The sequence below is a fragment of the Stutzerimonas sp. KH-1 genome, from assembly GCF_054483855.1.
In genome coordinates, this window is record NZ_CM137011.1 from 1,573,189 (window position 1) to 1,600,072 (window position 26,884).

Below are 26,884 nucleotides of genomic sequence, written 5' to 3' on the forward strand. Positions count from 1 at the left end.
GGCTGCGGCTCCCCCTCGCGGCCCGCTCCCACAAGGGGCGGCGCTGCAGCCTCGCCATCAGACCAGTCGGCAGCTCGTTCCACGACAGTGGTTGATCACGGCACTCGCTGGAGTGGTCTTGATCGCGACATTCAGCGACTCAAGCAAACCCACAAAGCACAGTGACCAGATGCCCCGCCTCCCTGCCGCCCTCCAGTAAAAAAAAACGCCGCTCAGGTTGCCCCGAGCGGCGCTTGTCATTGCTGTAGCCTTCAGACCTGCGGTCGCATTACCAGCACGCCCAGTGGCGGCAGGGTCAGCGACAGCGAAACCTTCTCACCGTGACTCTCCACCGGCTCGGCCAGCATGCCGCCGCCGTTGCCGGTGTTGGAGCCGCCGTAGCATTCGGCGTCGCTGTTGAACACTTCCAGCCACCTGGCATCCACCGGCACACCGATGCGATAGCCCTCGCGCACCACCGGGGTGAAGTTGCCGATCACCAGCAGCGGATGGCCGGTCGAACTCTTGCGCAGCCAGGCGAACACGCTGTTCGCCCTGTCGTCGCCGATCAGCCACTGGAAACCGCGGGGGTCACTGTCCAGTTCATGCAGCGCCGGCTCCTGGCTGTACAACCGATTCAGATCGCGCACGAGGTTTTGCACGCCGCGGTGATCGGCTTCTTCGAGCAGGTGCCAATCCAGCTCGCGGTCATGATTCCATTCACGCCACTGGCCGAACTCGCTGCCCATGAACAGCAGTTTCTTGCCTGGATGTGTCCACATGAACGACAGGTAGGCGCGCAGGTTGGCGAACTTCTGCCAGCGGTCGCCCGGCATCTTGTCGATCAGCGAGCCCTTGCCGTGGACCACCTCGTCGTGGGAGATCGGCAGCACGAAATGCTCGGAATAGGCGTAAACCATACCGAAGGTCAGCTTGTCGTGGTGATACTGGCGGTGGATCGGGTCTTCCTGGATGTACTTGAGCGTGTCGTGCATCCAGCCCATGTTCCATTTGTAGGAAAAGCCCAGCCCGCCTTCGCTGGTCGGCTTGCTGACCCCGGGGAACGCGGTGGACTCCTCGGCGATCACCAATGCGCCCGGCGTTTCCGTGGCCACCACGTCGTTCAGGTGACGGACGAAATCTATCGCCTCGAGATTCTCGCGCCCGCCGTGACGGTTGGGAATCCACTCGCCCTCGTTGCGCGAGTAATCGCGGTAGAGCATCGAGGCCACTGCGTCGACGCGTAGCGCATCGACGTGGAACTCACGCAGCCAATGCAGCGCCGAGGCCAGCATGAAGCCGTGCACCTCGGTACGGCCGAGGTTGTAGATGTAGGTGTCCCAGTCCTGATGGAAGCCCTCGAACGGGTGCGCGTATTCGTACAGCGCGGTGCCGTCGAACTCGCCGAGGCCATGGGCATCGGTCGGGAAATGCGCCGGCACCCAGTCGAGAATCACGCCGATGCCAGCGTTGTGGCAGGCATCGACGAACTCGGCGAAGTCATGGGCATTGCCATAGCGGGCGCTGGGGGCGAACTGCGAGAGCAACTGGTAACCCCAGGAGCCGCCGAACGGGTGCTCCATGATCGGCATCAGCTCGATATGGGTGAAGCCCATGTCCACCACGTAGGGGATCAGCCGCTCGGCCAGCTCATGCCAGTTGTACAGCCGGCCGTTATCGCCACCCTCACGTCGCCAGGAACCCGCATGCAGCTCATAGATGCTCATCGGCGCGTTGAGTGACTGGCGCGAGGCGCGCTGCTGGATCCAGGTCTGGTCCTTCCACTGGTAATCCAGCGGCCGCGCGATGACCGAGGCGGTGCCCGGCGGAAGCTCGGTGGCCAGGGCAACCGGGTCGGCCTTCAGCGGCACGATGCCGTTGGGGCCGAGAATCTCGTACTTGTAGGTGTCGCCAGGCTGCAAGCGCGGAATGAACAGCTCCCACACGCCGGATGGAAAGCGCAGCCGCATGGGATGGCGGCGACCGTCCCAGCCGTTGAAGCTGCCGACCACCGAGACGCGCCGGGCGTTGGGCGCCCATACGGCGAAACGCACGCCCTGTATGCCGTCCACCTCGATCACCTGGGAGCCGAACACTCGGCCGATCTGCCGATGGTTGCCTTCGGAGAACAGGTGCATGTCCAGCTCACCGAGCTGCGGGCCGAAACTGTAGGGGTCTTCGGTGATCTGTTCCCCGCCCGCCCAGCGAATCTTCAGCAGGTAGGGCTGCCGATGGGCCAGTCGAGTGAAGAAGAAACCCGGTGCCTGCCCTTGCTCCATCACCGCCAGCAACTGCTGGTCCCGGTCGAGCAGCTCCACACCGAGCGCGTTGGGCAAGTAGGCCCGTACCACCATTCCATCACCGTCCGGATGCGGTCCGAGCACGGCGAAGGGATTGCCATGTTCGGCTCGTACCAGGGCGTCCACATCGGTATCGCTGGGCATCAGGGTCTCCCCTGGCGTGGTCAGAACCGGGCGATCAATCATTGGAACCTCCATCGAAAAGCTGTTGTGCCAGGGTCAGCAATCCCTGTAGCGGGACGGGCAACCAGGCCGGGCGGTTCTCCGCTTCGTAAACGATCTCGTACGCGCATTTCTCCAGGCTGAACAGCAGCAGTGCAGCATTCGCGCCATCCTTGTCCTTCCAGGCGTGCGGCAGTTCGGCCGTGGCCTGCCGGTAGGCTTCGAGGAACGCCTGCTGGGCACTGCTCTGGTAACTCGCGGCAATGCGCTGGCGGGCCTGGTCCGCTTCCGGCGTGCTGTCGCTGATCTGTGCACCGCGAATGGTCATGGCAGCGGCATATTCGAACGAGCGCAGCAGCCCTGACACGTCCTTGAAGGGGCTGTGCTTGCCACGCCGCTCTTCCAGCGAGCGGGCGGGCTCGCCTTCGAAGTCGATGAAGTATGCATCGCCTTGGACCACCAGCACCTGGCCGAGGTGCAAGTCACCATGCACCCGGGTGCGCAGACCTCCAAGCGTTCTAGCAGCAAGAGGTTGCACTTGTGCGAGCAGGCCGTCACGCCGCTCGAGCAACTGCCCGACCGCGGCCGCATCCTTGCGCTCGAAGCTGGAACGGTGCTCGGCGAGGCGCGCCAGCGCCTGTTCGAGCTGGCCGACGATGCTCTGCGCCCACTGCTCGGCATTGGCCTTGTCGGTGCGTTCGTAGGCGAACGCCGGATCGTCCGTCTGCGCTGCGAGGGCGACATGCATTTCCCCAAGGCGCTGGCCGAGCAGCCGGTTGAACGCCTCAAGTTCATCGAGGGCGCTGAACTGATTCTCGTGCAGCGACACGCCACCGGCGATCTCGTCGCGTACCGCGCGGTCGAGGTTGTTCAGCGTCCATTCCCAGGCGTCGCCCTGACTGTCGAGGAAATGCTGGATCACCATCAGCGCCACCGGCTCGCCCTGCTTGTTGATCCGGCTGACCTGGCCGAGCATGCCGGAAATGTGGGCGAAACCACCGGCAGTGAGGAAGCCGCCCATTTCCAGCTCGGGGTGGATACCCGCCGCGACGCGACGCAGCAGCTTGATCATCACCTTGTTGTCGATGATCGCTGAACTGTTGGATTGCTCGGCGGAGATGAAGCGTACCTCCGGGTGCTCCGGCAACTGCAGCTCGTCCAGCTGTGGCATCGGTACGAAGCGGATCTCGCCATCGTTGCAGGGCAACACCAGCTCGTCGCGTAGCCCCTGGATGACCGCTGCGCTGAACTGTTCCAGCGCGAAGGCATCGGTCATGAGTCCGACCTGCGGCCCACGGCGTACGCGGGCCAGTGCCAGCTGTTGCGGCAGTGCGGTGCCGAAGTCCGCCTCGTCGAGGAAGCCCAGCGGCAACTGATAGAGATCGCTGCGCCCGGCCGATTCGACACAGAGTTCGCTCAAAAGCACCGGCCGGTTGGGATCGCCGAACGGCACGCAGTAGTTGATGCGAATCGCCTCGATCGCCACGTCCTTTGCAGCGAACCAGCGACGCTTGGGCAAGTAGGCGGGTAACGACTCGGTCTCCAGAATGCGCCGGTTGCCGCTGGTGAGCGTGTCCAGGCGCTTGAGCACCAGGGTCCGGAAGTCCGGCATGGTGTCCACCGGTTCCTGGTGCCAGCTCGGCATCTGATTGGTGGGCGCCAACTGGAACCAGTAGAAGCCGTAAGGCGGCAGGGTCAGCAGATACGGCAGTTGGCCGATGGGCGGGAAGGCACTGCCGCCGACCATTTCCACCGGGACCATGCCGGCGTACTGCGACATTTCCAGCTCCGCCGCCTGGGCCGAACGCGAGACGTTGGCGACGCAGAAGATGATCTCGGTTTCGCCATTCGGCCCGGTGAATTCGCGCAGATAGGCCAGGATGCGCCGGTTGCTCGGCGCCAGCATTTTCAGCGTGCCGCGGCCGAAGGCCTTGAACTGCTTGCGGATGGTCAGCATCCGCCGTGTCCAGTTCAGCAGCGAATGCGGGTCGCGCTGCTGCGCCTCCACGTTGATGGTGTAGTAGCCGTAGAGCGGGTCCATCACCGGCGGCAGCACCAGATTCGGCGGGTCGGCGCGGGAGAAACCGCCGTTGCGGTCCACCGACCACTGCATGGGCGTGCGCACACCGTCGCGATCGCCGAGGAAGATGTTGTCGCCCATGCCGATCTCGTCACCGTAGTAGATCACCGGGGTGCCAGGCATGGAGAGCAACAGGCTGTTGAGCAGTTCGATGCGCCGACGATCGCGCTCGAGCAGCGGTGCCAGACGCCGACGGATGCCTAGGTTGATGCGTGCCCGCTTGTCCGAGGCGTAGTAGTTCCAGAGGTAGTCACGCTCGCGGTCAGTGACCATCTCCAGGGTCAGCTCATCATGGTTGCGCAGGAAGATCGCCCACTGGCAGTTGGCCGGGATGTCCGGTGTCTGCCGCAGGATGTCGGTAATCGGGAAGCGGTCTTCCTGGGCGATGGCCATGTACATGCGCGGCATCAGCGGGAAGTGGAACGCCATGTGGCATTCGTCGCCAGGGCCGCCGTCCTCGCCGCCGAAGTACAGCTGGGTGTCCTCCGGCCACTGGTTGGCCTCGGCCAGCAACATGCGGTCGGGGTAATTGGCGTCGATCTCGGCGCGTATCGCCTTGAGCACCGCGTGGGTCTCGGGCAGGTTTTCGTTGTTGGTGCCGTCGCGTTCCACCAGATAGGGGATCGCGTCCAGGCGCAGGCCATCGATGCCCATATCCAGCCAGTAGCGCATCACCGCCAGCACGGCCTTCATCACCTGCGGGTTGTCGAAATTCAGATCCGGCTGGTGGGAATAGAAGCGGTGCCAGAAGTACTGCTTGGCCACCGGGTCCCAGGTCCAGTTGGATTTCTCGGTGTCGAGAAAGATGATCCGCGTGCCCTGGTACTTGTCGTCGGTGTCGGACCAGACGTAGAAATTGCGCGCCGCCGAGCCCTTCTTCGCCTTGCGTGCGCGCTGGAACCAGGGGTGCTGGTCCGAGGTGTGGTTGATGACCAGCTCGGTGATCACCCGCAGCCCGCGCTTGTGCGCTTCGGCGATGAAGCGCCGGGCATCGGCCATGTTGCCGTACTCCGGATGCACGCCGCGGTAGTCGGCGATGTCGTAGCCGTCATCGCGCCGCGGCGAGGGATAGAACGGCAGCAGCCAGATGGTGTTCACGCCCAGATCGGCGATGTAGTCCAGCTTGTCGATCAGCCCGACGAAGTCGCCAACGCCATCGTTATTGGAGTCGTAGAAGGATTTTAGGTGCACTTGGTACACCACCGCGTCCTTGTACCAGAGCGGATCCTTGATGAATGCGGCCGGCTTGCGCGGTTTTGCCATGTTCTTCATTCCTGTCGTGGTGAAGGGCCGCAGTCGTTCGCAGCCCGAGCAACGACGAAACTGCGTCTGGAACCAACATCAACAGATCAATGCAACGTATTGATTTTGCGTAGATTCCAGCTACATCCAAGAAACTACTTGAGGTCGGGGTCCGGCCGCTGGGCAGTCAGGCGCCAGATACCGAACGGCAGATGCCAGGGCTCGATACGCATCCACTGGGTCTTGCCGTACCAGGTCCAGCGATGCCCGTTCATCAGGTCCTCGCCCTGGGTGTGCGCGTCATCCGGCAGGCCGAGCTCCCACAACGGCAGCTCGAAGTGCGCTTCCTGTGCGTTGTGTGGATCGAGGCTGATGGCCACCAGGATGAAATTGGACAGGTCCGGCGTGCGCTTGCCGAAGTAGAGAATGTTGTCGTTCCACGCCAGGTAGGGTTTGAAACCCAGGTGCGTCTGCAGCGCCGGGTTCTGCCGGCGGATGCGGTTGAGCTGGGCGATCTCGGCCACGATGTTGCCCGGCGCCTGATAGTTGCGTGGCCGGATCTGATACTTCTCCGAATCCAGGTACTCCTCCTTGCCCGGAATCGCCGCCGACTCGCACAGCTCGAAGCCCGAGTACATGCCCCACAGCCCCGAGCCCATGGTTGCCAGTGCCGCGCGGATCAGAAAACCGGCGCGACCGGAGTCCTGCAGGAAGAACGGGTTGATGTCCGGCGTGTTGACGAAGAAGTTCGGCCGGTAGCAGTCGCGCAGCGGCGGCTCGTTGAGCTCGCTGAGATAGTCGGAAAGCTCCGCCTTGGTGTTGCGCCAGGTGAAGTAGGTGTAGCTCTGGCTGAAGCCGACCTTGCCGAGGCGCGCCATCATGCCCGGGCGGGTGAAGGCCTCGGAGAGGAACATCACGTCGCGGTCGCGCTCGCGGATATCGGCGATCAGCCACTCCCAGAACGGCAACGGCTTGGTGTGTGGGTTGTCGACGCGAAAGATCTTCACGCCCTGCTCCACCCAGTGCCAGACCACGTCACGCAGCGCGATCCAGAGGTCGGGCATGGCGTCCTCGGCGTAGAAGTCGACGTTGACGATGTCCTGGTACTTCTTCGGTGGGTTTTCGGCGTACTTGATCGTGCCGTCCGGGCGCCAGGAGAACCAGCCCGGATGCTCCTTGAGCCAGGGGTGGTCCTGGGAGCACTGGATGGCGAAGTCCAGAGCGATCTCCAGGCCGTGCTCGCGGGCCGCGGCCACCAGCTCGCGGAAGTCGTCCAGCGTGCCCAACTGCGGGTGGATGGCGTCGTGGCCACCCTCCTCGCTGCCGATGGCATAGGGGCTGCCCGGATCGTTCGGGCCGGCCTGCAGACTGTTGTTCGGACCCTTGCGATGCTGGCGCCCGATGGGGTGGATCGGCGGGAAGTACAGCACATCGAAGCCCATGTCGCGGATCGCCGGCAGACGCTTGTGCACGTCGCGGAAGGTGCCGTGCCGATTGGGATCATCGGTCTCCGAGCGTGGGAAAAGCTCGTACCAGCTGGCGAACTGGGCCATCGGGCGCTCGACATCCAGCGGATAGACCGAGCTACGGCTGCAGTGCTCGCGCGGATCGGCCGCAGCCATGGCCGCAGCGGTTTCCGCCGCCAGCAGCAGCGATACCCGCTCATCTTCCAGATGCGCCGACCCCAGCCGGTGCAACAGATCGTCGAGGATCGCGCGGTTCTCGCCCTGGGCGCGCGCGCTGGCCTTTTCCAGCAGCAGGCGGCCCTCTTCCAGCTCCAGCTGCACCGGTACGCCCGCGGTGTGCTTTTTCGACAGTTCGTAGCGGTAGCTTTCGAACACGTCCCACCAGGCCTCGATCACGAACTCGTGTTCGGCCACCTGGGTCGGGGTGAACTGACCTTGCCAGCTATCATTGCCCAAGAGCTTCAATCGCGCACGACGCCAGCTGCTCTCGCCCTTTTCGCGCCAGCACACCGCGGCGGCGAGCTGGTCATGGCCGTCTGCGAATATCCTGCTGGTAACAACGACGGGCTGGCCAATGATCGCCTTGGCCGCAAAGCGGCCATCGTCGACCACCGGCAAGGTGGATTCGATGGCGATGCGCGGCATCTTCAGGGCTTCTTCGAGTCGAGGGTGAATCGTCACGTCGGGCTGTGCATCGCTCATCGAACGGGCTCCTGGGGCGCAAGGGTTCGGGTTGCCCGAGCCGCCTCTGGATGCGTCATCGTGCGGTTCGGGTGCCGACCCGCGAATGGCGGTTTTTGTCGGCTCTTTCTTCCGAGCCAGCCCGCCTGGGAAAGTTCAGCGTTTCACGGCGCCGACAGCTCCATTCCGCAACTGGTCGACGGGATGCCTGCAGGGCGCTTTGCAACCCTTGCGCAGGCGGCTACGGCCGACCGTCGCAGGACTTGAAAGTCCCGACGGCTGGCCGGAACCGGCGCAGCCCGCGCCCATCAATCAAGAACGTCGGACGTCATCAACAGCGTCCGGTCAGAGGAGAACGAGCATGACTCACGCACGCCCCGATATGCCCCAGCCCGATCCGATCGTGCATGACAAGCCAGGCGATGTGCCGCAGGTGCCCTGTGCCGACGAGTTGGACGAACACAAACCCGGTTCGCCCTATGGCAATCAGTCGGTCGTGGATACCGACGACCCGCAACCGTCCTGACCCTGGGGCGCCGCTCACGACGGTTCATCGAAGACGAGCAACGGGTTGTAGCCGCTGCGAGCGTACTCGCCCTCCTCGGCCAGCATCAGGTCCAGCGCCAGGCTGGCAAGATCGTCGGCGACAGGGTCGGCGCGGCCCTGCAGTTGTCGCAGCACGATCTTCAGGTAGCTTTCGCAGGCGCCGCAGGCTTCCGCCTGCACCGGCAGGAACGGCTCGCCCTGCTCATCGTCCAGCCCCAGATAGAGCAACTGCCCACCCGTCTCGCAGTTGCTGCACTTGACCCGCTCCAGGTGCCATTCCGTTGCACACAGCGCGCAGTGCAGGAAGCGCACGCCGCTGCGATACGGTTCGTTGTGCACCACGCTCGCTACGGGCGGCGAGCCACAGCACGGGCACAAGGCCCGCGCCTCGGCCAGCGGTTGCGCTGGCGGACGTGGCAAGGCCGCCGCCAGGCGCACCCAGGCCACCTGCAGCGCGGCTGCCACCAGCGGCATCAGCCCGCGGGTATCGGCGCTGCCGGCGCGCTGTTCCAGTACATCCTCGGCGATCGCCTGCAGTGCATCGGCATTCGCGTCACGCAGGGCTTGAAGCAGCGGTCTCTGCCGCTCACCGACGTGCAGCGCCAGCGCATCGAGGATCGCGCGCAGATCACCCTGCCAGTCCAGATCGCGGCGCAACGCACGAAAGCCCAGCGGCGGCATGCGATGCTCCAAAGCCTGATCGAAGGCATCCGGCGCCGGACGCCAGGACGGTTCGCGCCCACTCAAGACCTGATGCTGGGCCTGCGCCAGGCGCGCCATGAAGTCGAGAAACTCGTCCAGCGCCGGCACCATGACCATCAGCTCGCGCAGGCGCAGCGCACGGCGGCTGAACAACTGGTCGTCCGGCAGGACTACCTGCGGCGGTTCCATGATGGTGGTGGGTGCGCTGCCGAATTCGTGGCTCGCGGGGCCGCGTTTTCCTTTCATGCTCGATTCCCTTGTTGGTCAGTCATGTTCGGGTTCTGGACGCCGCGGCATCGCCGGGCTCGCGATGGGGCAAGGCCGTCTCGTCGCCACGTTTCTCGCCGGCCATGACCTCGTCGTACCAGAGCTTGTGGTGATGCCGGGCCCAGGCCGGGCTGACCCGGCCCTGGGTCATCGCGCGGATCGAACCCTTGACCCAGATGGCCGAGTAGACGTGGATGATCAGCGTGAGGATGGCGACGAAGGCCGTCACCGCGTGGATCAATGCCGCCCAGCGCAGCGCCCAGATCGGCATTTCACTGGCCACCCAGGGCCGCCAGAGCACCACACCGGTTACCAGCAGCACTGGCACCGTGGCCAGGAATACCCAGTACACCAGCTTCTGCCCGGCGTTGTTCTGCCCCACCGGGGGAAGGCGCTCGTCCCGGTTGGACAGCACGTCGCCGATCTGCCGCGCCCATTGCACGTCGTAGCGGCGGAACAGATTGGCGCGAAAGAAGCGCACCGCCTGGATCAGGAAGAACAGCGTCATGAACACACCGATGTACGGGTGCACGATGCGCGTCGGCTCCGGCCCGCCGAACAGCGCGGTGAGGCCGAAGAACGCCGGGTAGAACAGCGCCAGTCCGCTCAGGGTGAGCAGCACGAAACAGATCGCGACGATCCAGTGATTGGCCCGCGCCCAGGGGCCATAGCGCAGGATGCCCTTGCGTACGTTGGAATGACTCATGGCCGCCGCTCCTCGTCACGCAGATCCTGTTCACGGTCCGCCGCGGCGTTTTCCGCCTCGGGATCGTCCTCCGGTTCTTCCTTCGGTCCCTTGGTCATGTAGTGGAAGAAGCCGGCCAGCACCGAGACGCCCAGTACCGCGGACATGATCGGCTTGGTCACGCCCTTCCACAGCTCCACCGTCGGGCTGATATGCGGGTCCTTCGGCAGACCGCTGTAGATCTCCGGCTTGTCGGCATGCTGCAGCACGTACACCACATGGGTGCCGCCGACGCCGGCCGGGTCGTAGATGCCGGCGTTCTCGAAGCCACGCTCCTTGAGCTTCTCGACCCGGTGCGCGCCGTAGTCGAGCATCTGCTCCTTGGTGCCGAACTGGATCGAGCCGGTCGGGCAGCTCTTCACGCAGGCCGGCTCCAGGCCGTGATAGACGCGATCGGAACAGAGCGTGCACTTGTAGGCCTTGTTGTCCTTCTTCGAGATGCGCGGGATGTTGAACGGGCACCCGGCCACGCAATAGCCGCAGCCGATGCAGTGCTCGGAATTGAAGTCGACGATGCCGTTGGCGTACTGCACGATGGCACCGGGCGACGGGCAGGCCTTCAGGCAGCCCGGCTCGGCGCAGTGCATGCAGTTGTCCTTGCGGATCAGCCACTCCAGGTCGCCCTCCTCGTTCTCGTACTCGGAAAAGCGCATGACCTCGAACGACGACGGGGTCAGGTCCTGCGGGGCATTGTAGGTGCCGTCGCACTCGCCGACCTCGTCGCGCAGGTCGTTCCATTCCATGCACGCCACCTGGCAGGCCTTGCAGCCGATGCACACCGACACGTCGATCAGCTTGGTCACCTTCTCCACGCCGCCGGAGCGGATCTGCGGCGAAGGCTCGGTGGTCGCCGAACGCGCGATGATGTTCTGCAGGTTGATCTGGTCACCTCGCATCAGGCGTCTCCTATAGCTTCTCGACGTTCACCAGGAACGACTTGAATTCCGGGGTCTGGGTGTTGCCGTCGCCCACGAAGGGGGTCAGCGTGTTGGTCAGGTGAGCCTTTCTCGCCACGCCGGTGAAGCCCCAGTGGATCGGGATACCGACCTGATGCACGGTGCGCCCGTCCACCTGCAGCGGACGCAGGCGCTTGGTCACCACCGCCACCGCATCGATATGCCCGCGCTTGGAGCGAACCCGCACCTTTTCCCCCGCGGCGATGCCCAGCTCGCCAGCCAGCACCTCGCCGATCTCGACGAACTTTTCCGGCTGGACGATGGCGTTGAGCAGCACGTGGGTCGTCCAGTAGTGGAAGTGTTCGGTGAGGCGGTAGGTGGTCGCCGCATACGGAAACTCTTCGTAGGTGCCGAAGGTATGTCGATCTTCGGCGAAGATGCGGGCAACCGGATTGTGATAGGCCAGCGGGTTGTCCGGGTGCAGCGGATTGTTCGGAATCGGCGATTCCAGTGGCTCGTAGTGCTCGGGAAACGGCCCCTCGCCCAGCCACTCGCTGGCGAAGAAGTGCCCGGTGCCGCTCTCGGTGAGGATGAACGGCTTGACGTCGTCCTCCGGCGGTGCGGCCACCGGGTAGTCCGGCACGTCGGCACCGACCCAGCGTTCACCGTTCCACCACACCAGCGCGCGGTTAGGGTCCCAAGGCGTGCCGTCCGGGCGGGCCGAGGCGCGGTTGTAGAGAATCCGCCGATTCAGCGGCCAGGCCCAGGCCCAGCCGAGGGTGACGCCGATGTCGTATGGGTCGGAGTTGTCGCGCCGATCCATCATGTTGCCCTGCTCGGTCCAGGAACCGGAGTAGATCCAGCAACCGCAGGAGGTCGAGCCGTCGGCACGCAGCTCTCCGAAATCGTTGAGCAGCTCGCCCTTGCGGCGGATGATCCGCCCCTGGTCATCAATGTCCGCCAGCGCGCGGCCGTTGTATTCCTTGGCCAGCTCCGACGCGGCGGGATGCGCCGGGTCGCTGTAGTCCCAGGTCAGGTTGAGGATCGGCTCGGGGAAGGCTCCGCCCTCCTGCTGGTAGAGCTTCTGCAGGCGATGGAACAATCCGGCGAGAATCGCCGTGTCGGTCTTCGCCTCGCCGGGCGGCGGTGCCGCCTGGTGGTGCCACTGCAGCCAGCGCGAGCTGTTGGTGATCGAGCCGTCGTCCTCGGCGAAGGTGGTGGTCGGCAGGCGGAACACCGCGGTCTGGATCTGGCTCGGGTCGACGTCGTTGAACTCGCCATGGTTCTTCCAGAACTCGCCGGTCTCGGTGGCCAATGGATCCATGACCACCAGCCACTTGAGCTTCGACAGCCCATCCAGCACCTTCGCCTTGTTCGGGAACGCCGCGAGGATGTTGAATCCCTGGCAGAAGGCGCCGGTCATCTTGCCTTTGGTCATGTCGTTGACCGCGTAGAGCACGTCGTACAGCGGCTCGGACAGCTTCGGCAACCAGTCGTAGCACCAGTCGTTATCGGCTGTTGCCGCCTCGCCATAGAACGCCTTCATCATGCTGACGAAGAAACGCTCGTAGTGCTTCCAGTACGACACCTGATTGGGCAGCAACGGCTTGCGGATCTTCTCGCGGATGTAGTCCTCGTAGCGCTGGGCGCCAGCCGCCGGCAGCGTCATGTAGCCCGGCAGCAGATTGGACAGCAGGCCTATGTCGGTCAGCCCCTGGATGTTGGAATGCCCGCGCAGCGCGTTGACCCCGCCTCCCGGCATGCCCATGTTGCCCAGCAGCAGCTGGACCATGGCACCGGTGCGGATCATCTGCGCGCCAATGGAGTGCTGCGTCCAGCCCAGGGCATAGAGGATGGTCATGGTCTTGTCCGGCGCCGCGCTCTGCGCCAGCAACTCCCATAGCTGCAGGACCTTGGCCTGCGGCATGCCGCAGACGCGCTCGACCATCTCCACCGTGTAGCGGCTGTAGTGCTGGCGCATCAGCTGGAACACGCAGTGCGGGTGCTGCAGTGTCTCGTCGCGGCGGACGAAGCCCTGCTCGTCGAGGTCGAAGTTCCAGGTGGCCTTGTCGTACTGGTGGCGCTCTTCGTCGTAGCCGGTGAACAGCCCGTCGTTGAACTCGAAGCCTTCGCGCACCAGGTGCGCCGCGTCGGTGTAATGCAGCACGTATTCGTGGGCGTAGCGGTCATTCTCGATCAGGTAGCTGATCAGCCCGCCAAGGAAGACGATATCGGTCCCGGTGCGGATCCAGGCGTGATAGTCCGCCACCGCGGTGGTGCGGTTGTAGCGCGGGTCGATGGAGATCAGGATCGCATCGCTGCGCTCCTTGGCTTGCATGACCCAGCGGAAGCCCACCGGATGCGCCTCGGCCGAGTTCCCGCCCATGGACAGGACAATATTGGCATTGCGGATGTCGACCCAGCTGTTGGTCATGGCACCGCGACCGAATGAAGGGGCAAGACCTGCCACCGTCGGTCCGTGTCAGACGCGCGCCTGGTTGTCGAGTTTGAGAATGCCCAGCGCCCGAGTGATCTTCTGCGTCAGGTACGCCGTCTCATTGGTGCAGGCCGAGGCCGCCACCATGGAGGTGGTCATCCAGCGGTTGACCTGCCGCCCCTCCTCGTCCTGGCTCTCGAAATTGCGGTCGCGGTCGTCCTTCATCAGGCGGGCGATGCGGTCGAGCGCCTCATCCCAGCTGATGCGCTTCCACTCATCCGTGCCCGGCTCGCGCACCTGCGGGTAGCGCACCCGCGAGTCGCTCCTGATGAAGTCGAGCACACCGGCGCCCCGCGGGCATAGCGAGCCGCGGCTGACCGGATGGTCCGGATCGCCCTCGACATGGAAGATGTGGTCATGGCTGTTGATCGCGCCGTCACCGCGCGCGTACAGCAACATGCCGCAACCGACCGAGCAGTATGTGCATATGTTGCGGGTGACCTTGGCGCCGGTGAGCTTGAAATGCCGCACCGAGGCCAGCGCCTCCTCCGGGGCGAAGCCCATCATCGCCATGCTGGAAGCGCCCAAGCCGGCAGCGCCGAACTTGAGAAACTGCCGCCGGGATACTCGTACCGTCATCGGTATCTCCTTTCATGAATGCTCGGCCACACTGGTAGAGGGTCGACTGGCTGCGGTTGGCAGAGGTTCAGACGGGATGACGGGCGGCTCTACCGCCGGGGGTACAAGGTGGTCGGAATGCGCTGCCGCCCGGTCAGAATCGGGGCTGCGACAGGCACAAAGGGCAGCCTAGCGGTCCTCGCGCAACCGCTCGAGCAGCTCCCGTCCCAGCCGCTGGCGAGTGTTGCCGTAGTCGGCCCAGGGATCGTCGCTGCGCGCGCTCAGGTAGTCGCGGACGTTGCCCAGCCGCCACTGATCGGCGCCTTCCAGGTGGCGCACCTCTTCCAGGCTCACCGGCAGCGACACCCCAAGGCCGGGCCGCGCCCGCACCGAGTAGGCGGCGACGGTACTGGCGCCCTTCTGGTTGCGCAGGTAGTCGACGAAAATGCGCCCGACACGATTCTGCGGGCCCATCTTGCCGACGATCAGCTGCGGCGACTCCCGCGCCAGCCGCTCCGTCACCGAGCGCGCGAAGCTGCGCGCGCAATCCCAGTCGTGGCGCCGCTCGATCGGCACCACCACATGCATCCCGCGCCCGCCGCTGGTCTTGAGGAAGGCGCGCAGCCCCAGCTCGTCCAGCAGCGCCAGGGTCAGCTCGGTAGCCTCGACCATGCTCGCCCAGGGCAGTGCCGGGTCCGGATCCAGATCGAAGATCACCCGGTCCGGTCGCTCGATGCGATCGCTGCGGGCGTTCCAGGTATGGAATTCGACGCTGCCCATCTGCACCGCCTCGATGACGGCGGTGATGTTGTCGGCCTGGATCAACCGGGCGTGCTCGGGATCGAGGTTTTTCGGCAGCGCGCGCATGTGCGGCATCTTCAACCGGCCGCAGTGACGCTGGAAGAAGCTCTCGCCGCCGATACCTTCCGGCGCACGGACGATGGAAAGCGGTCGCCCGGCGAGCTGTGGCACCAGCCGGTCCGCCACCGCCAGGTAATACTCTGCCAGCGCCAGCTTGGTGGTGCCGCTGGCCTCGTCGATCACCCGCTGATGGCTGCTGATGCCGACACCGCCTGCCAGTGGGCGAGCGCTGTCCTTTCGCGCGGCCATGCCTCAGCTGGCCTTCTTGCTGGATTTGCTGCTCGCCGCCGGTGCCTTGCGTGTGCGTGACGAGCTGGACGACTTGCTGGTCTTGGCCTTGCTCGCAGGCTTGGATTTGGCTGGCGCCTTTTCCGGCGCATCGTCCTCTTCGTCCGCCTCGGCGGCGCGCGCCTTGCCCGGCTTGGCAGCCAGGCTGCGCTTGAGCAGCTCGGTGAGGTCGATGACATCCGCCGAGCGGCGATCCACCGACTCTTCCGGCCCGCCCACGGCTTCCAGCTTGCCTTCGCGTGCCTTCTTCTCCACCAGGTCCATGATCTGGTCCTGGAAGGTGTCCTTGTACTGCTCCGGCTTCCACTTCTCGGTCATGTCTTCCACCAGACGCTTGGCCATGTCCAGTTCGCGCTCGGCCAGGTCCGGATCGAGCGCTTCGTCCTTGAGCTCGAGGTATTCGACGCCGCGCACCTCGTCGGCCCAGCGCAGGGTGTTCATCACCAGCGCCTTGCCCAGCGGCATCACCACCGCCAGATGCTGCTTGTTGCGCAGCACCACGTTGGCGATGCCGACCTTGCCGGTCTGGATCAGCGTCTCGCGCAAGAGCGCATAGACCTTTTCCCCACGCCGGTCCGGGGTCAGGTAGTACGGCGTGTCGATGTAGAGAAAGGAAATGTCCTTGGCGTCGACGAAGGCGACGATGTCCACGGTCTGCGTGGCTTTGGGATGCGCCGCCTTGATCTCGTCGTCGCTGATGACCACGTAGTGGCCCTTCTCGTACTCGACGCCCTTGACGATGTTCTCGCTGTCGATGTCCTCGCCGGTGGTCTTGTTGATGCGCTTGTAACCGACCCGATCCATGCTGCGCTTGTCCAGCCAGTCGAAATCGATGCCCTGCCGTGTAGTGGCCGGCACCAGCGCCACCGGGATGTGTACCAGTCCGAAACTGACCGCGCCTTTCCAGATCGTGCGTGGCATACCCTGTACTCCTTCGCGTAGGTGCCGGCCCGCGGTCAGCCGTTGACCACGGTGCCGCCGTTGACGTGAATCACCTGCCCACTGACATAGGACGCATCGCTGCTGGCCAGATAGACGTAGGCCGGCGCCACCTCTTCAGGCTGACCGGGCCGTTTCATAGGCACGTTGGAGCCGAATTCGGCGACCTTGTCGGCATCGAAGGTGGAGGGAATCAGGGGCGTCCAGATCGGTCCCGGCGCCACCGAGTTCACTCGGATGCCTCGCTCGGCCAGGCTCATGGCCAGGGCACGGGTGAAGGCGACGATGGCGCCCTTGGTGGAGGAATAGTCGATCAGCATCGGATTGCCCTTGTAGGCGGTCACCGAGCTGGTGTTGATGATCGAGGCGCCTTTCTGCAGGTGCGGCAACGCCACCTGAGTCAGCTGGAACATGCCGAACACGTTGGTACGGAAGGTCTGCTCCCACTGCTCCGGTGGAATGTCCTCGAAACGATCGCGGGGATGCTGCTCGGCAGCATTGTTGACCAGGATGTCCAGCTTGCCGAACTGCGCCAGCGTCTCGTCGACGACCTTGCGGCAGACATCGCGGTCGGCCACGTCACCGGCGAAGGTCAGGCAGCGCCGGCCGTGTTGCTCGACGTCCTTGCGTGTCTGCTCGGCATCCTGGTGTTGGTCGAGGTAGAGGATGGCCACGTCGGCACCTTCGCGGGCGAACAGCACCGCCACCGAGCGGCCGATACCACTGTCGCCACCGGTGATGATGGCGACCTTGCCGGCGAGCTTGCCGGCCGCCTTGTAGTCCTCCCCGCGATATTGCGGCCGCGGGTTCATCAGCCCTTCCTTGCCGGGTTCTGCCTGCTTCTGTGGGGGTAGGGTCTGATTGTCATCGGCCATGGAAAATCCTCCGTCAAGGTAGTGAGCCTGTCTTCGGAGGACTGGAACGGCGCGCGAAAAGTTTCTGCGGGGCGATGAGAGGGCCCTGTACAGGGCCCTCGGATGGTCAGTTCAGCGTCAGCACGACACGACCACGAGGTACGCCGCTTTCGACGTACTGGTGGGCTTCGACTGCCTGCTCGAAGGGGAACTGCCGGTCGACCTGCGGACGCACCAGGCGGTCGACGGTCAGTTGGTTGATGTGTTGCAGCGCGCGTTCGACGGCCTCGCGGTTCTGCTCGATGCCCAGCTCCGGCTGCCCAGTGAAGTCGCAAAGGCAATGCAGGAAGAATTTGAAGTTCTTCTTGAAGGCCGCACACACCGGCAGGGCCGTTTCGTTGCCGCCGTTCATGCCATAGAGGATCAGCTTGCCCAGCGGCGCCATGACATCGCCGAGCAGTTTCATCTGCGAGCCGCCACAGGCATCCAGCACCACCTCGACGCCGCGGCCTTCGGTCACCTTCTGCAGACGGCCGACCAGGTCTTCCTCTTCGGTGACGATCACCGTCTCCGCGCCAAGCTCGCGCAGGTAGTCGCGGTCCTCGCTGGTGTCGCAGGTGGCGATCACCCGCCCCCCCAGCGCCTTGGCCAGCTGTACGGCTGCCGGTCCGGTGCAATGCGCGGCCTGGTTGATCAGCACGTATTGCCCGGGCTCCAGCTGAGCCAGTTCGACCAGGGCGAAATAGCTCACCAGCATCGGCGTATAGTGGATCGCCGCCTCGCTGGCGCTGAGCATGTCCGGGTAATGCACCAGGGCCTGCTGCGGCAGCAGCGCGTGTTCGGCATACAGCGGGTACTGATTGAGATCGTGGGCGGGGAAACCCGCCACCTGGTCGCCGACGCTGAAGCCCTGGACGCCCTCTCCCACCGCCAGCACCTCGCCCGCCACCTCGCTGCCGAGCCCGGCGGGCAGACGCGCATGGCGCGGCGCCAGGTCCTGCCGCCAGAGCACGTCGTTCCAGCTCACGCCGACGGCGCGCACGCCGATCAGGACCTCGCCCGGGCCGGCAACCGGCACCGCGCGCTCTTCCTGACGCAATACGTCGGCCGGGCCGAACTGATGAAAACGGATGATGCGGGACATTGCGACCCCTCGCTTACTACTGTGCAAACGGACTCTATCGTCAGTATCGTCACAACTCCAGTGAACGGCGTGGATTCCCATTGATAGTTCCCATGCGCAGTAATGATGGAACTACGTATGTATGCTTGCCGGCGCATTGCAGCTTTGTGCATTTCGAAAGCGGGATCGGGCATGCGCTCGTCTGCGCAAGCTGTCTAGAATGCAGCGACCCACCGAACCGGACCGCGGTCCGGCCACCAGGCTCGACGTGAACCAGGCATGAATCGCAACGACCTTCGCCGTGTTGACCTCAATCTGCTGATCGTCTTCGAAACGCTGATGCACGAGCGCAGCGTGACCCGCGCCGCCGAGAAGCTCTTTCTCGGCCAGCCGGCGATCAGCGCCGCGCTGGCCCGACTGCGCGCGCTGTTCGACGACCCGCTGTTCGTGCGCACCGGTCGGAGCATGGAACCCACTGCCCGCGCGCTGGACATCGCCCAGCTGTTGTCGCCGGCGTTGGACTCGATCTCCACCGCCGTCAGCCGCGCCTCCACCTTCGACCCAGCCACCAGCACCCAGGTGTTTCGCATCGGCCTGACCGATGAAGTCGAGTTCGCCCTGCTACCGCCGCTGCTGCGCCGCCTGCGCGCCGAGGCACCGGACGTGGTGCTGGTGGTGCGGCGCGCCAACTACCTGTTGATGCCCGGCCTGCTGGCGTCCGGCGAGATTTCGGTGGGCGTCTGCTACACCGAGGAGCTGCCGGCCAACGCCAAGCGCAAGGTACTGCGCCGGCCCAAACCGATGCTGCTGCGTGCCGACAGCATTCCAGGCCGGCTGAGCATGGAGGACTACTGCAGCCGTCCGCATGCGATGGTCTCCTTTGCCGGCGATCTCAACGGCTATATCGACGAGGAACTGGCGCTGCACGGCTGCAAGCGCAAGGTGGTCCTGGCGGTGCCGCAGTTCAACGGCCTGGCCAGCCTGCTTGCCGGCACCGATATCATCGCCACCGTTCCGGACTACGCCGCCGCGGCACTGGCGGCCAATGGTGGCGTGCGCGCCGAACCGCTGCCGTTTCAGACCAGCCAGGACTTCGAACTGTCCATGGCCTGGCGCGGCGCTCAGGACAACGACCCCGCCGAACGCTGGCTGCGCTCGCGTATCCAGATGTTCGTCGGCGACCCGGATAGTCTGTAGGGTGGAAAACGGCGCAGCCTTTTCCACGCGTATGCCGCCCCAAGCACACCGCCTCGTCATTCCAATACCCTGCCCCTGCAGCTCCTTCTAGCAGTCCCGTAGCGTGGGCTTCAGCCCACCAAGCGCTCTCAGGCCTCAACGCCCATTGGTGGGCTAAAGCCCACCCTACGAATCCCATCCCGAGTGTCCATACTGACGCAACGGCACCAACACCTCGCACGACGTCCTCGCCCCGCGCTGATATCGAATGCCCAACCATCACCGCCAATGATATTCACCTTTGGCCCGTTCGATTTCTGCTGAACGGCTTGACCACGCAGACTCCTGCCATCAACAAATCCGACTTGCGGAGTCAAGCATGGAACGTTCGCTCAACGCCTTGCGTTTTCCCCTTATTGCCCTGACGGTGCTGATCACCGCCGCCTGCGGCAAGGCACCGGAGGCCACCCAGTCGGGTACGCCGCCGCCTGCGGTCAGCGTGGCTGAAGTCATCGAGCAGCAGGTGACCGAGTGGGACGAGGTCACCGGGCGCCTGGAGGCGCCGGAGTCGGTGGAGATCCGCCCGCGCGTCTCGGGCTTCATCGACAAGGTGGCCTTCGAGGAAGGCGCGCTGGTGAAAAAAGGCGACCTCCTGTTCCAGATCGATCCACGCCCGTTCCAGGCCGAGGTCAAGCGTCTGCAGGCGCAGCTGCAACAGGCCCGCGCCACCCAGCAGCGCACCGCCGCCGAAGCCGAGCGCGGCGAGCGCCTGCGGCAGAAGAACGCGATTTCCGCCGAACTGGCCGATGCCCGCGTGAGTGCCGCCAGCGAAGCGAAGTCGGCAGTCGCGGCGATCCAGGCGCAGCTGGACAAGGCCCAGTTGGACCTCTCCTTCACCCGCGTGACGGCGCCCATCGACGGCCGTGCCGGCCGCGCGCTGATCACGGCCGGCAACCTGGTCAACGCCGGCGAGGCCCTGCTGACCACGCTGGTCTCCACCGACAAGGTCTACGCCTACTTCGAAGCGGACGAACGTCTGTACCTGAAGTACCGCGAGTTGGCGCGCCAGGGCGACCGTGGCGAGGCGACCCCGGTCTATCTCGGCCTCTCGGACGAGGACGGCCACCCGCATCTGGGCCACATGGACTTCATGGACAACCAGGTCGACCCGCGTACCGGCACCATTCGCGGCCGCGCCGTGTTCGACAACCGCGACCGCAGCTTTACCCCCGGGCTGTATGCACGGCTGAAGCTGGTCGGCAGCCCGACCTACGAGGCGGTACTGATCAAGGACGTAGCGGTGGGCACTGACCTGGGCAAGAAGTTCGTCCTGGTACTGGCCGAGGACGGCACCGTGGCCTACCGGCCGGTCGAGCTCGGGCCCAAGCTCGAAGGGCTGCGCATCGTGCGCGATGGCCTGGCCAAGGGCGAGCGCATCGTGGTCAACGGCCTGCAGCGCGTACGCCCGGGTAGCCCGGTGCAGCCCGAGTCGGTGCCCATGGCCGACGCCGAGACGCTGGCGGCGCTGAAGCAGCAGAACCGTGCGATCAGCGAGGCGATGAAGCCGCAGGTCGACGAGCGCACCCTGGCCCAGCGCCCGAGCAGTTGACCGTCCGACAGCAGTCCTGAACTCCGGCGCGCCAGTCGCGCCCATCCGATCGATCCGCCAGGGCGCGCCCGCCGCGCCCTACTCCGGAGTGCGCCATGAATTTCTCGCAATTCTTCATCAAGCGGCCGATTTTCGCCGCCGTGCTGTCGTTGGTGATCCTCATCGGCGGCGCCATCTCGCTGTTCCAGCTGCCGATCAGCGAATATCCGGAAGTGGTGCCGCCCACCGTGGTGGTGCGGGCCAACTTCCCCGGCGCCAACCCCAAGGTGATCGGCGAAACCGTTGCCTCGCCGCTGGAACAGGCCATCACCGGCGTCGAGGGCATGCTTTACATGTCGTCCCAGGCGACCGCCGACGGCAAGCTGACGCTGACCATCACCTTCGCCCTCGGCACCGACCTGGACAACGCCCAGGTGCAGGTGCAGAACCGCGTGACGCGCACCATGCCGACCCTGCCCACCGAGGTGCAGCGCCTCGGCGTGACCGTCGACAAGGCCTCCCCCGACCTGACCATGGTGGTGCACCTGACCTCGCCGGATAACCGCTACGACATGCTCTACCTGTCCAACTACGCCGCGCTCAACGTCAAGGACGAGCTGGCGCGGCTGGACGGTGTGGGCGACGTGCAGCTGTTTGGCCTGGGCAACTATTCCCTGCGCGTCTGGCTCGACCCGAACAAGGTCGCCCAGCGCAACCTCACCGCCACCGACGTGGTCAACGCCATCCGCGAGCAGAACCGTCAGGTCGCCGCCGGTGCCCTGGGCGCCCCGCCGGCACCGGGCGCCACCGACTTCCAGCTGTCGATCAACACCCAGGGGCGCCTGGTGGACGAGGAGGAGTTCGAGAACATCATCGTGCGCGCCGGCGAGGACGGCGAGATCACCCGCCTGAAGGACATCGCCCGCATCGAACTGGGTTCCAGCCAGTACGCCCTGCGCTCGTTGCTGAACAACCAGCCGGCGGTGGCCATCCCGATCTTCCAGCGCCCGGGCTCCAATGCCATCGCCATCTCGGACCTGGTGCGCGAGCGCATGGCCGAGCTCAAGCAGAGCTTCCCCCAGGGCGTGGATTACGAGATCGTCTACGACCCGACCATCTTCGTGCGCGGCTCCATCGAGGCGGTGGTGCACACCCTGCTCGAAGCCATCGTGCTGGTGGTGCTGGTGGTGATCCTGTTCCTGCAGACCTGGCGCGCCTCGATCATTCCGCTGGCCGCCGTGCCGGTGTCGCTGATCGGCACCTTCGCGGTGATGCACCTGCTCGGTTTCTCGCTCAATGCGTTGTCGCTGTTCGGCCTGGTGCTAGCCATCGGCATCGTGGTGGATGACGCCATCGTCGTGGTGGAGAACGTCGAGCGCAACATCGGCCTCGGCAAGTCGCCGGTAGAGGCGACCCGCCAGGCCATGAAGGAAGTCACCGGGCCGATCATCGCCACCGCCCTGGTGCTCTGCGCGGTGTTCATCCCGACTGCGTTCATTTCCGGCCTGACCGGGCAGTTCTATCAGCAGTTCGCGCTGACCATCGCGATCTCCACGGTGATCTCGGCGTTCAACTCGCTGACCCTGTCGCCGGCGCTGGCTGCGACCCTGCTCAAAGCCCACGATGCGCCGAAGGACGGCTTCTCACGGCTGCTCGACCGACTGTTCGGCGGCTGGCTGTTCCGCCCCTTCAACCGCATGTTCGACCGCGCCAGCCATGGTTACGTTGGCATGGTACGGCGCATCCTGCGCGGCAGTGCCGTGGCCCTGCTGGTCTACGTCGGCCTGGTGGGCCTGGGGTATCTGGGCTTTGCCAGTACCCCGACCGGCTTCGTTCCGCAGCAGGACAAGCAATACCTGGTCGCCTTCGCCCAGCTGCCGGACGCCGCCACCCTGGACCGTACCGAGGATGTGATCAAGCGCATGTCGGAAATCGCCGGCAAGCATCCGGGCGTGGAGAACACCGTGGCCTTCCCGGGGCTGTCGATCAACGGTTTCACCAACAGCCCGAACAGCGGCATCGTCTTCACCCCGCTCAAGCCCTTCGATGAGCGCAAGGACCCGTCGCTCTCGGCCAACGCCATCGCGGCGGACCTGAACGGCCAGTTCGCGCAGATCCAGGATGCCTTCATCGCCATCTTCCCGCCGCCACCCGTACAGGGCCTGGGCACGATCGGCGGCTTCCGCGTGCAGGTGCAGGATCGCGGCAACCTCGGCTATGAAGAGCTGTACAAGCAGGTGCAGAACGTCATCGCCAAGAGCGCCGACTATCCGGAACTGGCCGGCCTGTTCACCAGCTATCAGGTCAACGTGCCGCAGGTGGACGCCGATATCGACCGCGAGAAGGCCAAGACCCACGGCGTGGCCATCGATGACATCTTCGACACCATGCAGGTCTACCTCGGCTCGCTGTATGCCAACGACTTCAACCGCTTCGGCCGCACCTATCAGGTCAACGTCCAGGCCGACCAGAAGTTCCGCCTCGCGCCAGAGCAGATCGGCCAGCTAAAGGTGCGCAACAACCGCGGCGAGATGGTCCCTCTGTCGACCTTCGTCAGCGTCACGGACAGCGCCGGCCCGGACCGGGTGATGCACTACAACGGCTTCCTCACCGCGGAGATCAACGGCGCCGCCGCACCGGGCTACAGCTCAGGGCAAGCCGAAGCAGCCATGGAACGACTGCTCCAGACCGAGCTGCCCAACGGCATGACCTACGAGTGGACCGAGCTGACCTACCAGCAGATCCTCGCCGGCAACACCGCGGTGTTCGTCTTCCCGCTCTGCGTGCTTCTGGCCTTCCTGGTGCTGGCCGCGCAGTACGAGAGCTGGAGCCTGCCGCTGGCGGTGATCCTGATCGTGCCGATGACGCTGCTCTCGGCCATCACCGGGGTGATCCTGGCCGGCAGCGACAACAACGTGTTCACCCAGATCGGCCTGATCGTGCTGGTGGGCCTGGCGTGCAAGAACGCGATCCTGATCGTCGAGTTCGCCAAGGACAAGCAGGAAGAAGGCATGGACCGGCTGGCCGCCACTCTGGAGGCCTGCCGCCTGCGCCTGCGGCCGATCCTGATGACCAGCTTCGCCTTCATCATGGGCGTGGTACCGCTGGTGCTTTCCAGCGGGGCCGGCGCCGAGATGCGCCATGCCATGGGTGTTGCGGTGTTCAGCGGCATGCTCGGGGTGACCTTCTTCGGGCTGCTGCTGACCCCGGTGTTCTATCTGGTGATTCGCGCCTTCGTCGAGAAGCGTGAAGCGCGCAAGGCGGTATTCAAGGAGGCCCGCGCATGAAGTTCTTCACCCTTTCCCTGCTCGCCCTGACCATCGCCGGTTGCGCGGTCGGTCCGGACTACCGCGCGCCTCAACCGGAGCCGGCGCGGCTGCTTCAGGCCGAGCATGGCGGCCACGACCGTTCGCGCTTCGAGGCGGCCTGGTGGCGGCAGTTCGAGGACCCGACGCTGGACGCCCTGGTCGGCGAAGCGCTGGATGAAAACCGCGAGCTGCGCATCGCCTATGCCCGCCTGCGTGCGGCCCGAGCGATTCGCGACGACATCAGCAATGATCATTTGCCGACCGTCACCGCCGGCGCCAGCGCTGATATCGGCAAGGCCCAGCAACCGGGGTTCAGCGAAGAACGGGTGAACGCCGAACGTTACGATCTGGGCCTGGACATGGCCTGGGAACTAGACCTGTTCGGCCGTATCCAGCGCAGCCTGGAGGCCAGCGAAGCGCAGGCCGAGGCCGCCGAGGCCGAGCTCTATCAATTGCAGGTCAGCCTGGTCGCCGAGCTGGTGGATGCCTACGGTCAGCTGCGTGGCGCCCAGCTGCGCGAGCGCATCGCCCGCGACAACCTGGCCAACCAGCGCAATTCCCATGAACTGACCGAGCAGCTGCGCGAAGCGGGTGTCGGCAGCGAACTCGATGTGCTGCGCGCCGATGCCCGTCTGGCGGCCACCGAGGCCAGCCTGCCGCAGCTCAGGGCACAGCAGGTGCGTGCGCGCAACCGCATCGCCACCTTGCTCGGCCAGCGCGCCGATCAGCTCAGCGTCGACCTCTCGCCGCGCGAGCTGCCGGCGATTGCCAAGGCGCTGCCGATCGGCGACCCCGGCGAGTTGTTGCGCCGACGCCCGGACATTCGTGCGGCCGAACGCCAGCTGGCCGCCGCGACTGCAAACGTCGGCGTGGCCACAGCCGATCTGTTTCCGAGGGTGAGTCTGTCGGGCTTTCTCGGCTTCATCGCCGGGCGCGGCTCGCAGATCGGCTCCAGCGCCGCACAGGCCTGGGGCGTGGCGCCGAGCATCAGCTGGGCGGCGTTCGACCTGGGCAGCGTGCGCGCCCGTCTGCGCGGTGCCGAGGCGGATGCCGACGCTGCTCTAGCGGGTTACGAACAGCAAGTGTTGTTGGCGCTGGAGGAATCTGAAAACGCCTTCAGCGACTACGCCAACGCCCAGCAGCGCCTGCTCTCCTTGATTCGCCAATCAACGGCCAGCCGCGCCGCCGCACAGCAGGCGGAAATCCGCTATCGCGAAGGCACGGCTGACTTTCTCGTGCTGCTCGATGCCGAACGCGAGCGACTGCAGGCCGAGGATGCCCAGGCCCAGGCCGAGGTGGAGGTCTACCGCTCGGTTGTCTCGTTGTACAAGGCGCTCGGGGGTGGCTGGGACCTCGGTGGTCAGTCGGCTCGCCTAGCGGTTTCCGCGGCCGGTCAGGCGAAAATGTGACACGGTGCCGCTCCCGTCTGGTTGGTTGGGGAAAGCGCTTTCAGTCGTCATCTATCTTTGGCATAACGGGCGGCTGAAAGCCTAGAGGTGTCCTGTGGCTCAGCCGCACGGATGCACTGCCAACCAACCAGAATAAAGAGTCTTTCATGAAGCCGATCATTACCCTTGCCGGGCTTGTGCTGGCGGCCGCCAGCGCACTGGCCCAGGCAGAGCCCGTCGTCATCAAGTTTTCCCATGTTGTGGCTGAGGACACCCCCAAGGGCAAGGGTGCGTTGATGTTCAAGCGACTCGCCGAGGAGCGCCTGCCCGGGCAGGTACGTGTCGAGGTCTACCCGAACTCGATGCTGTTCGGTGATGCCACGGAGCTGGAGGCATTGCGCAACAACGAAGTGCAGCTGCTGGCGCCGTCACTGGCGAAGTTCGAGCAGTACACCAAGCAGCTGCAGGTATTCGACCTGCCTTTCCTGTTCGACGATATCGACGCGGTAAACCGCTTCCAGAAGCGCACCAAGGGCAAGCAGCTGCTGCGCTCCATGGAAGACCAGAACATCACCGGCCTGGCCTACTGGCACAACGGCATGAAGCAGCTTTCGGCGACCCGCATGCTGCGCCTGCCGAGCGATGCCTCGGGGCTGAGCTTCCGCATCCAACCCTCTGCCGTGCTCGAGGCGCAGTTCGGTGCTGTCGGCGCCTCAACCCAGAAGATCGCCTTCGCCGATGTCTACGACGCCCTGCGTACCGGTACCGTACAGGGCGCGGAGAACCCGTGGTCGAACATCTACAGCAAGAAGATGCATACCGTGCAGCCCTACATCATCGAGAGCGACCACGGTGTGCTCGACTATATGGTGGTCAGCAACACCCGCTTCTGGATGGGCATGCCGCACAAGATTCGTTTCGAGCTGGAAGCCATCCTCGACGAGGTGAGCTACATGGTGAACCGCGAGGCCGAGGAACTGAATCAGGCCGACCGCGAACGCATTCGCCAGGCGGGAACGACCGAAATCGTCAGCCTGACCCCCGAAGAGCGCGAGCGCTGGCGCGAAGCGATGCGTCCGGTTTGGCAGCAGTTCGAACCCGTGATCGGCGCCGACATCATCAAGGCAGCCCAGACCGTCAATCGCAAGCAGCGCAAATGACCGCCGCGCGCGACGCCGCTTAGGACGCAAAAGCCCCGCCGATCATGCGGGGCTTTTTTTCCGGCAGCGACCTCGCGA

17 protein-coding genes are annotated in these 26,884 nt (G+C 65.0%); 6 read left to right on the plus strand and 11 right to left on the minus strand.

Annotated elements, in window-relative coordinates; all coding sequences use genetic code 11:
- Positions 1 to 251 precede the first annotated feature (251 nt).
- From glgB to ACX1DW_RS07590, 3 genes are all read right to left on the minus strand, one after another.
- The gene (gene glgB / locus ACX1DW_RS07580; RefSeq protein ID WP_458993123.1) at positions 252 to 2,465 is read right to left on the minus strand and encodes a 1,4-alpha-glucan branching protein GlgB; all 2,214 of its coding nucleotides are present in this window, start codon (positions 2,463 to 2,465) and stop codon (positions 252 to 254) included.
- Positions 2,458 to 5,784: a maltose alpha-D-glucosyltransferase gene (gene treS, locus ACX1DW_RS07585; RefSeq protein ID WP_458993124.1), complete on the minus strand. Its 3,327-nt coding sequence runs from the start codon at positions 5,782 to 5,784 to the stop codon at positions 2,458 to 2,460. Before treS ends, glgB begins: the two co-directional genes overlap by 8 nt.
- A 134-nt stretch (positions 5,785 to 5,918) precedes the next feature.
- Entirely contained in the window at positions 5,919 to 7,931 is a 2,013-nt protein-coding gene (locus ACX1DW_RS07590; RefSeq protein ID WP_458993125.1) for an alpha-1,4-glucan--maltose-1-phosphate maltosyltransferase, read from the minus strand.
- Positions 7,932 to 8,271: 340 nt separating this feature from the next.
- Between ACX1DW_RS07590 and ACX1DW_RS07595 the strand changes: the two genes are divergently transcribed.
- Positions 8,272 to 8,436, plus strand: a complete 165-nt coding sequence (locus ACX1DW_RS07595; RefSeq protein WP_166082560.1) for a hypothetical protein — start codon at positions 8,272 to 8,274, stop codon at positions 8,434 to 8,436.
- A gap of 14 nt (positions 8,437 to 8,450) precedes the next feature.
- Here the strand turns inward: ACX1DW_RS07595 and fdhE are convergent, their stop codons facing one another.
- The 8 genes from fdhE to ACX1DW_RS07635 form a co-directional block, all read right to left on the minus strand.
- On the minus strand, positions 8,451 to 9,404 hold the full coding sequence (gene fdhE / locus ACX1DW_RS07600; protein ID WP_458993126.1) for a formate dehydrogenase accessory protein FdhE: 954 nt from the start codon (positions 9,402 to 9,404) through the stop codon (positions 8,451 to 8,453).
- 22 nt (positions 9,405 to 9,426) lie between these two features.
- Complete coding sequence (locus tag ACX1DW_RS07605; protein WP_045632103.1) at positions 9,427 to 10,131, minus strand: formate dehydrogenase subunit gamma; 705 nt, start codon at positions 10,129 to 10,131, stop codon at positions 9,427 to 9,429.
- On the minus strand, positions 10,128 to 11,066 hold the full coding sequence (gene fdxH / locus ACX1DW_RS07610; protein WP_017244542.1) for a formate dehydrogenase subunit beta: 939 nt from the start codon (positions 11,064 to 11,066) through the stop codon (positions 10,128 to 10,130). The genes ACX1DW_RS07605 and fdxH overlap by 4 nt, the downstream gene beginning before the upstream one ends.
- A 10-nt stretch (positions 11,067 to 11,076) precedes the next feature.
- The gene (gene fdnG, locus ACX1DW_RS07615) at positions 11,077 to 14,142 is read right to left on the minus strand and encodes a formate dehydrogenase-N subunit alpha (protein ID WP_458993127.1); all 3,066 of its coding nucleotides are present in this window, start codon (positions 14,140 to 14,142) and stop codon (positions 11,077 to 11,079) included.
- A 168-nt stretch (positions 14,143 to 14,310) separates the two neighbouring features.
- A complete protein-coding gene (ligD, locus tag ACX1DW_RS07620) occupies positions 14,311 to 15,231 on the minus strand; it encodes a non-homologous end-joining DNA ligase (RefSeq protein WP_458993128.1) in 921 nt (306 codons plus the stop codon).
- 3 nt (positions 15,232 to 15,234) lie between these two features.
- Positions 15,235 to 16,191: a non-homologous end joining protein Ku gene (gene ku, locus ACX1DW_RS07625; RefSeq protein WP_013982834.1), complete on the minus strand. Its 957-nt coding sequence runs from the start codon at positions 16,189 to 16,191 to the stop codon at positions 15,235 to 15,237.
- Positions 16,192 to 16,226: 35 nt separating this feature from the next.
- Positions 16,227 to 17,084 (minus strand): SDR family oxidoreductase, encoded by an 858-nt coding sequence (locus ACX1DW_RS07630; protein WP_458993129.1) that lies wholly within the window; start codon positions 17,082 to 17,084, stop codon positions 16,227 to 16,229.
- Between the two features lie 106 nt (positions 17,085 to 17,190).
- A complete protein-coding gene (locus tag ACX1DW_RS07635; RefSeq protein ID WP_458993130.1) occupies positions 17,191 to 18,207 on the minus strand; it encodes a zinc-dependent alcohol dehydrogenase family protein in 1,017 nt (338 codons plus the stop codon).
- A 258-nt stretch (positions 18,208 to 18,465) separates the two neighbouring features.
- Here ACX1DW_RS07635 and ACX1DW_RS07640 point away from each other — a divergent pair, with 258 nt between their 5' ends.
- The 5 genes from ACX1DW_RS07640 to ACX1DW_RS07660 all read left to right on the plus strand — a co-directional run bounded on the left by ACX1DW_RS07640 (position 18,466) and on the right by ACX1DW_RS07660 (position 26,806).
- Positions 18,466 to 19,383 (plus strand): LysR substrate-binding domain-containing protein, encoded by a 918-nt coding sequence (locus tag ACX1DW_RS07640; RefSeq protein WP_013982836.1) that lies wholly within the window; start codon positions 18,466 to 18,468, stop codon positions 19,381 to 19,383.
- A gap of 358 nt (positions 19,384 to 19,741) precedes the next feature.
- Complete coding sequence (gene mexE / locus ACX1DW_RS07645; RefSeq protein WP_041105470.1) at positions 19,742 to 20,971, plus strand: multidrug efflux RND transporter periplasmic adaptor subunit MexE; 1,230 nt, start codon at positions 19,742 to 19,744, stop codon at positions 20,969 to 20,971.
- A 95-nt stretch (positions 20,972 to 21,066) separates the two neighbouring features.
- Positions 21,067 to 24,237, plus strand: a complete 3,171-nt coding sequence (locus ACX1DW_RS07650) for an efflux RND transporter permease subunit (RefSeq protein WP_458993131.1) — start codon at positions 21,067 to 21,069, stop codon at positions 24,235 to 24,237.
- Positions 24,234 to 25,667, plus strand: coding sequence for an efflux transporter outer membrane subunit (locus ACX1DW_RS07655; protein WP_458993132.1), 1,434 nt, complete (start codon positions 24,234 to 24,236; stop codon positions 25,665 to 25,667). The genes ACX1DW_RS07650 and ACX1DW_RS07655 overlap by 4 nt, the downstream gene beginning before the upstream one ends.
- A gap of 146 nt (positions 25,668 to 25,813) precedes the next feature.
- On the plus strand, positions 25,814 to 26,806 hold the full coding sequence (locus ACX1DW_RS07660) for a TRAP transporter substrate-binding protein (RefSeq protein WP_458993133.1): 993 nt from the start codon (positions 25,814 to 25,816) through the stop codon (positions 26,804 to 26,806).
- Positions 26,807 to 26,884 lie beyond the last annotated feature (78 nt).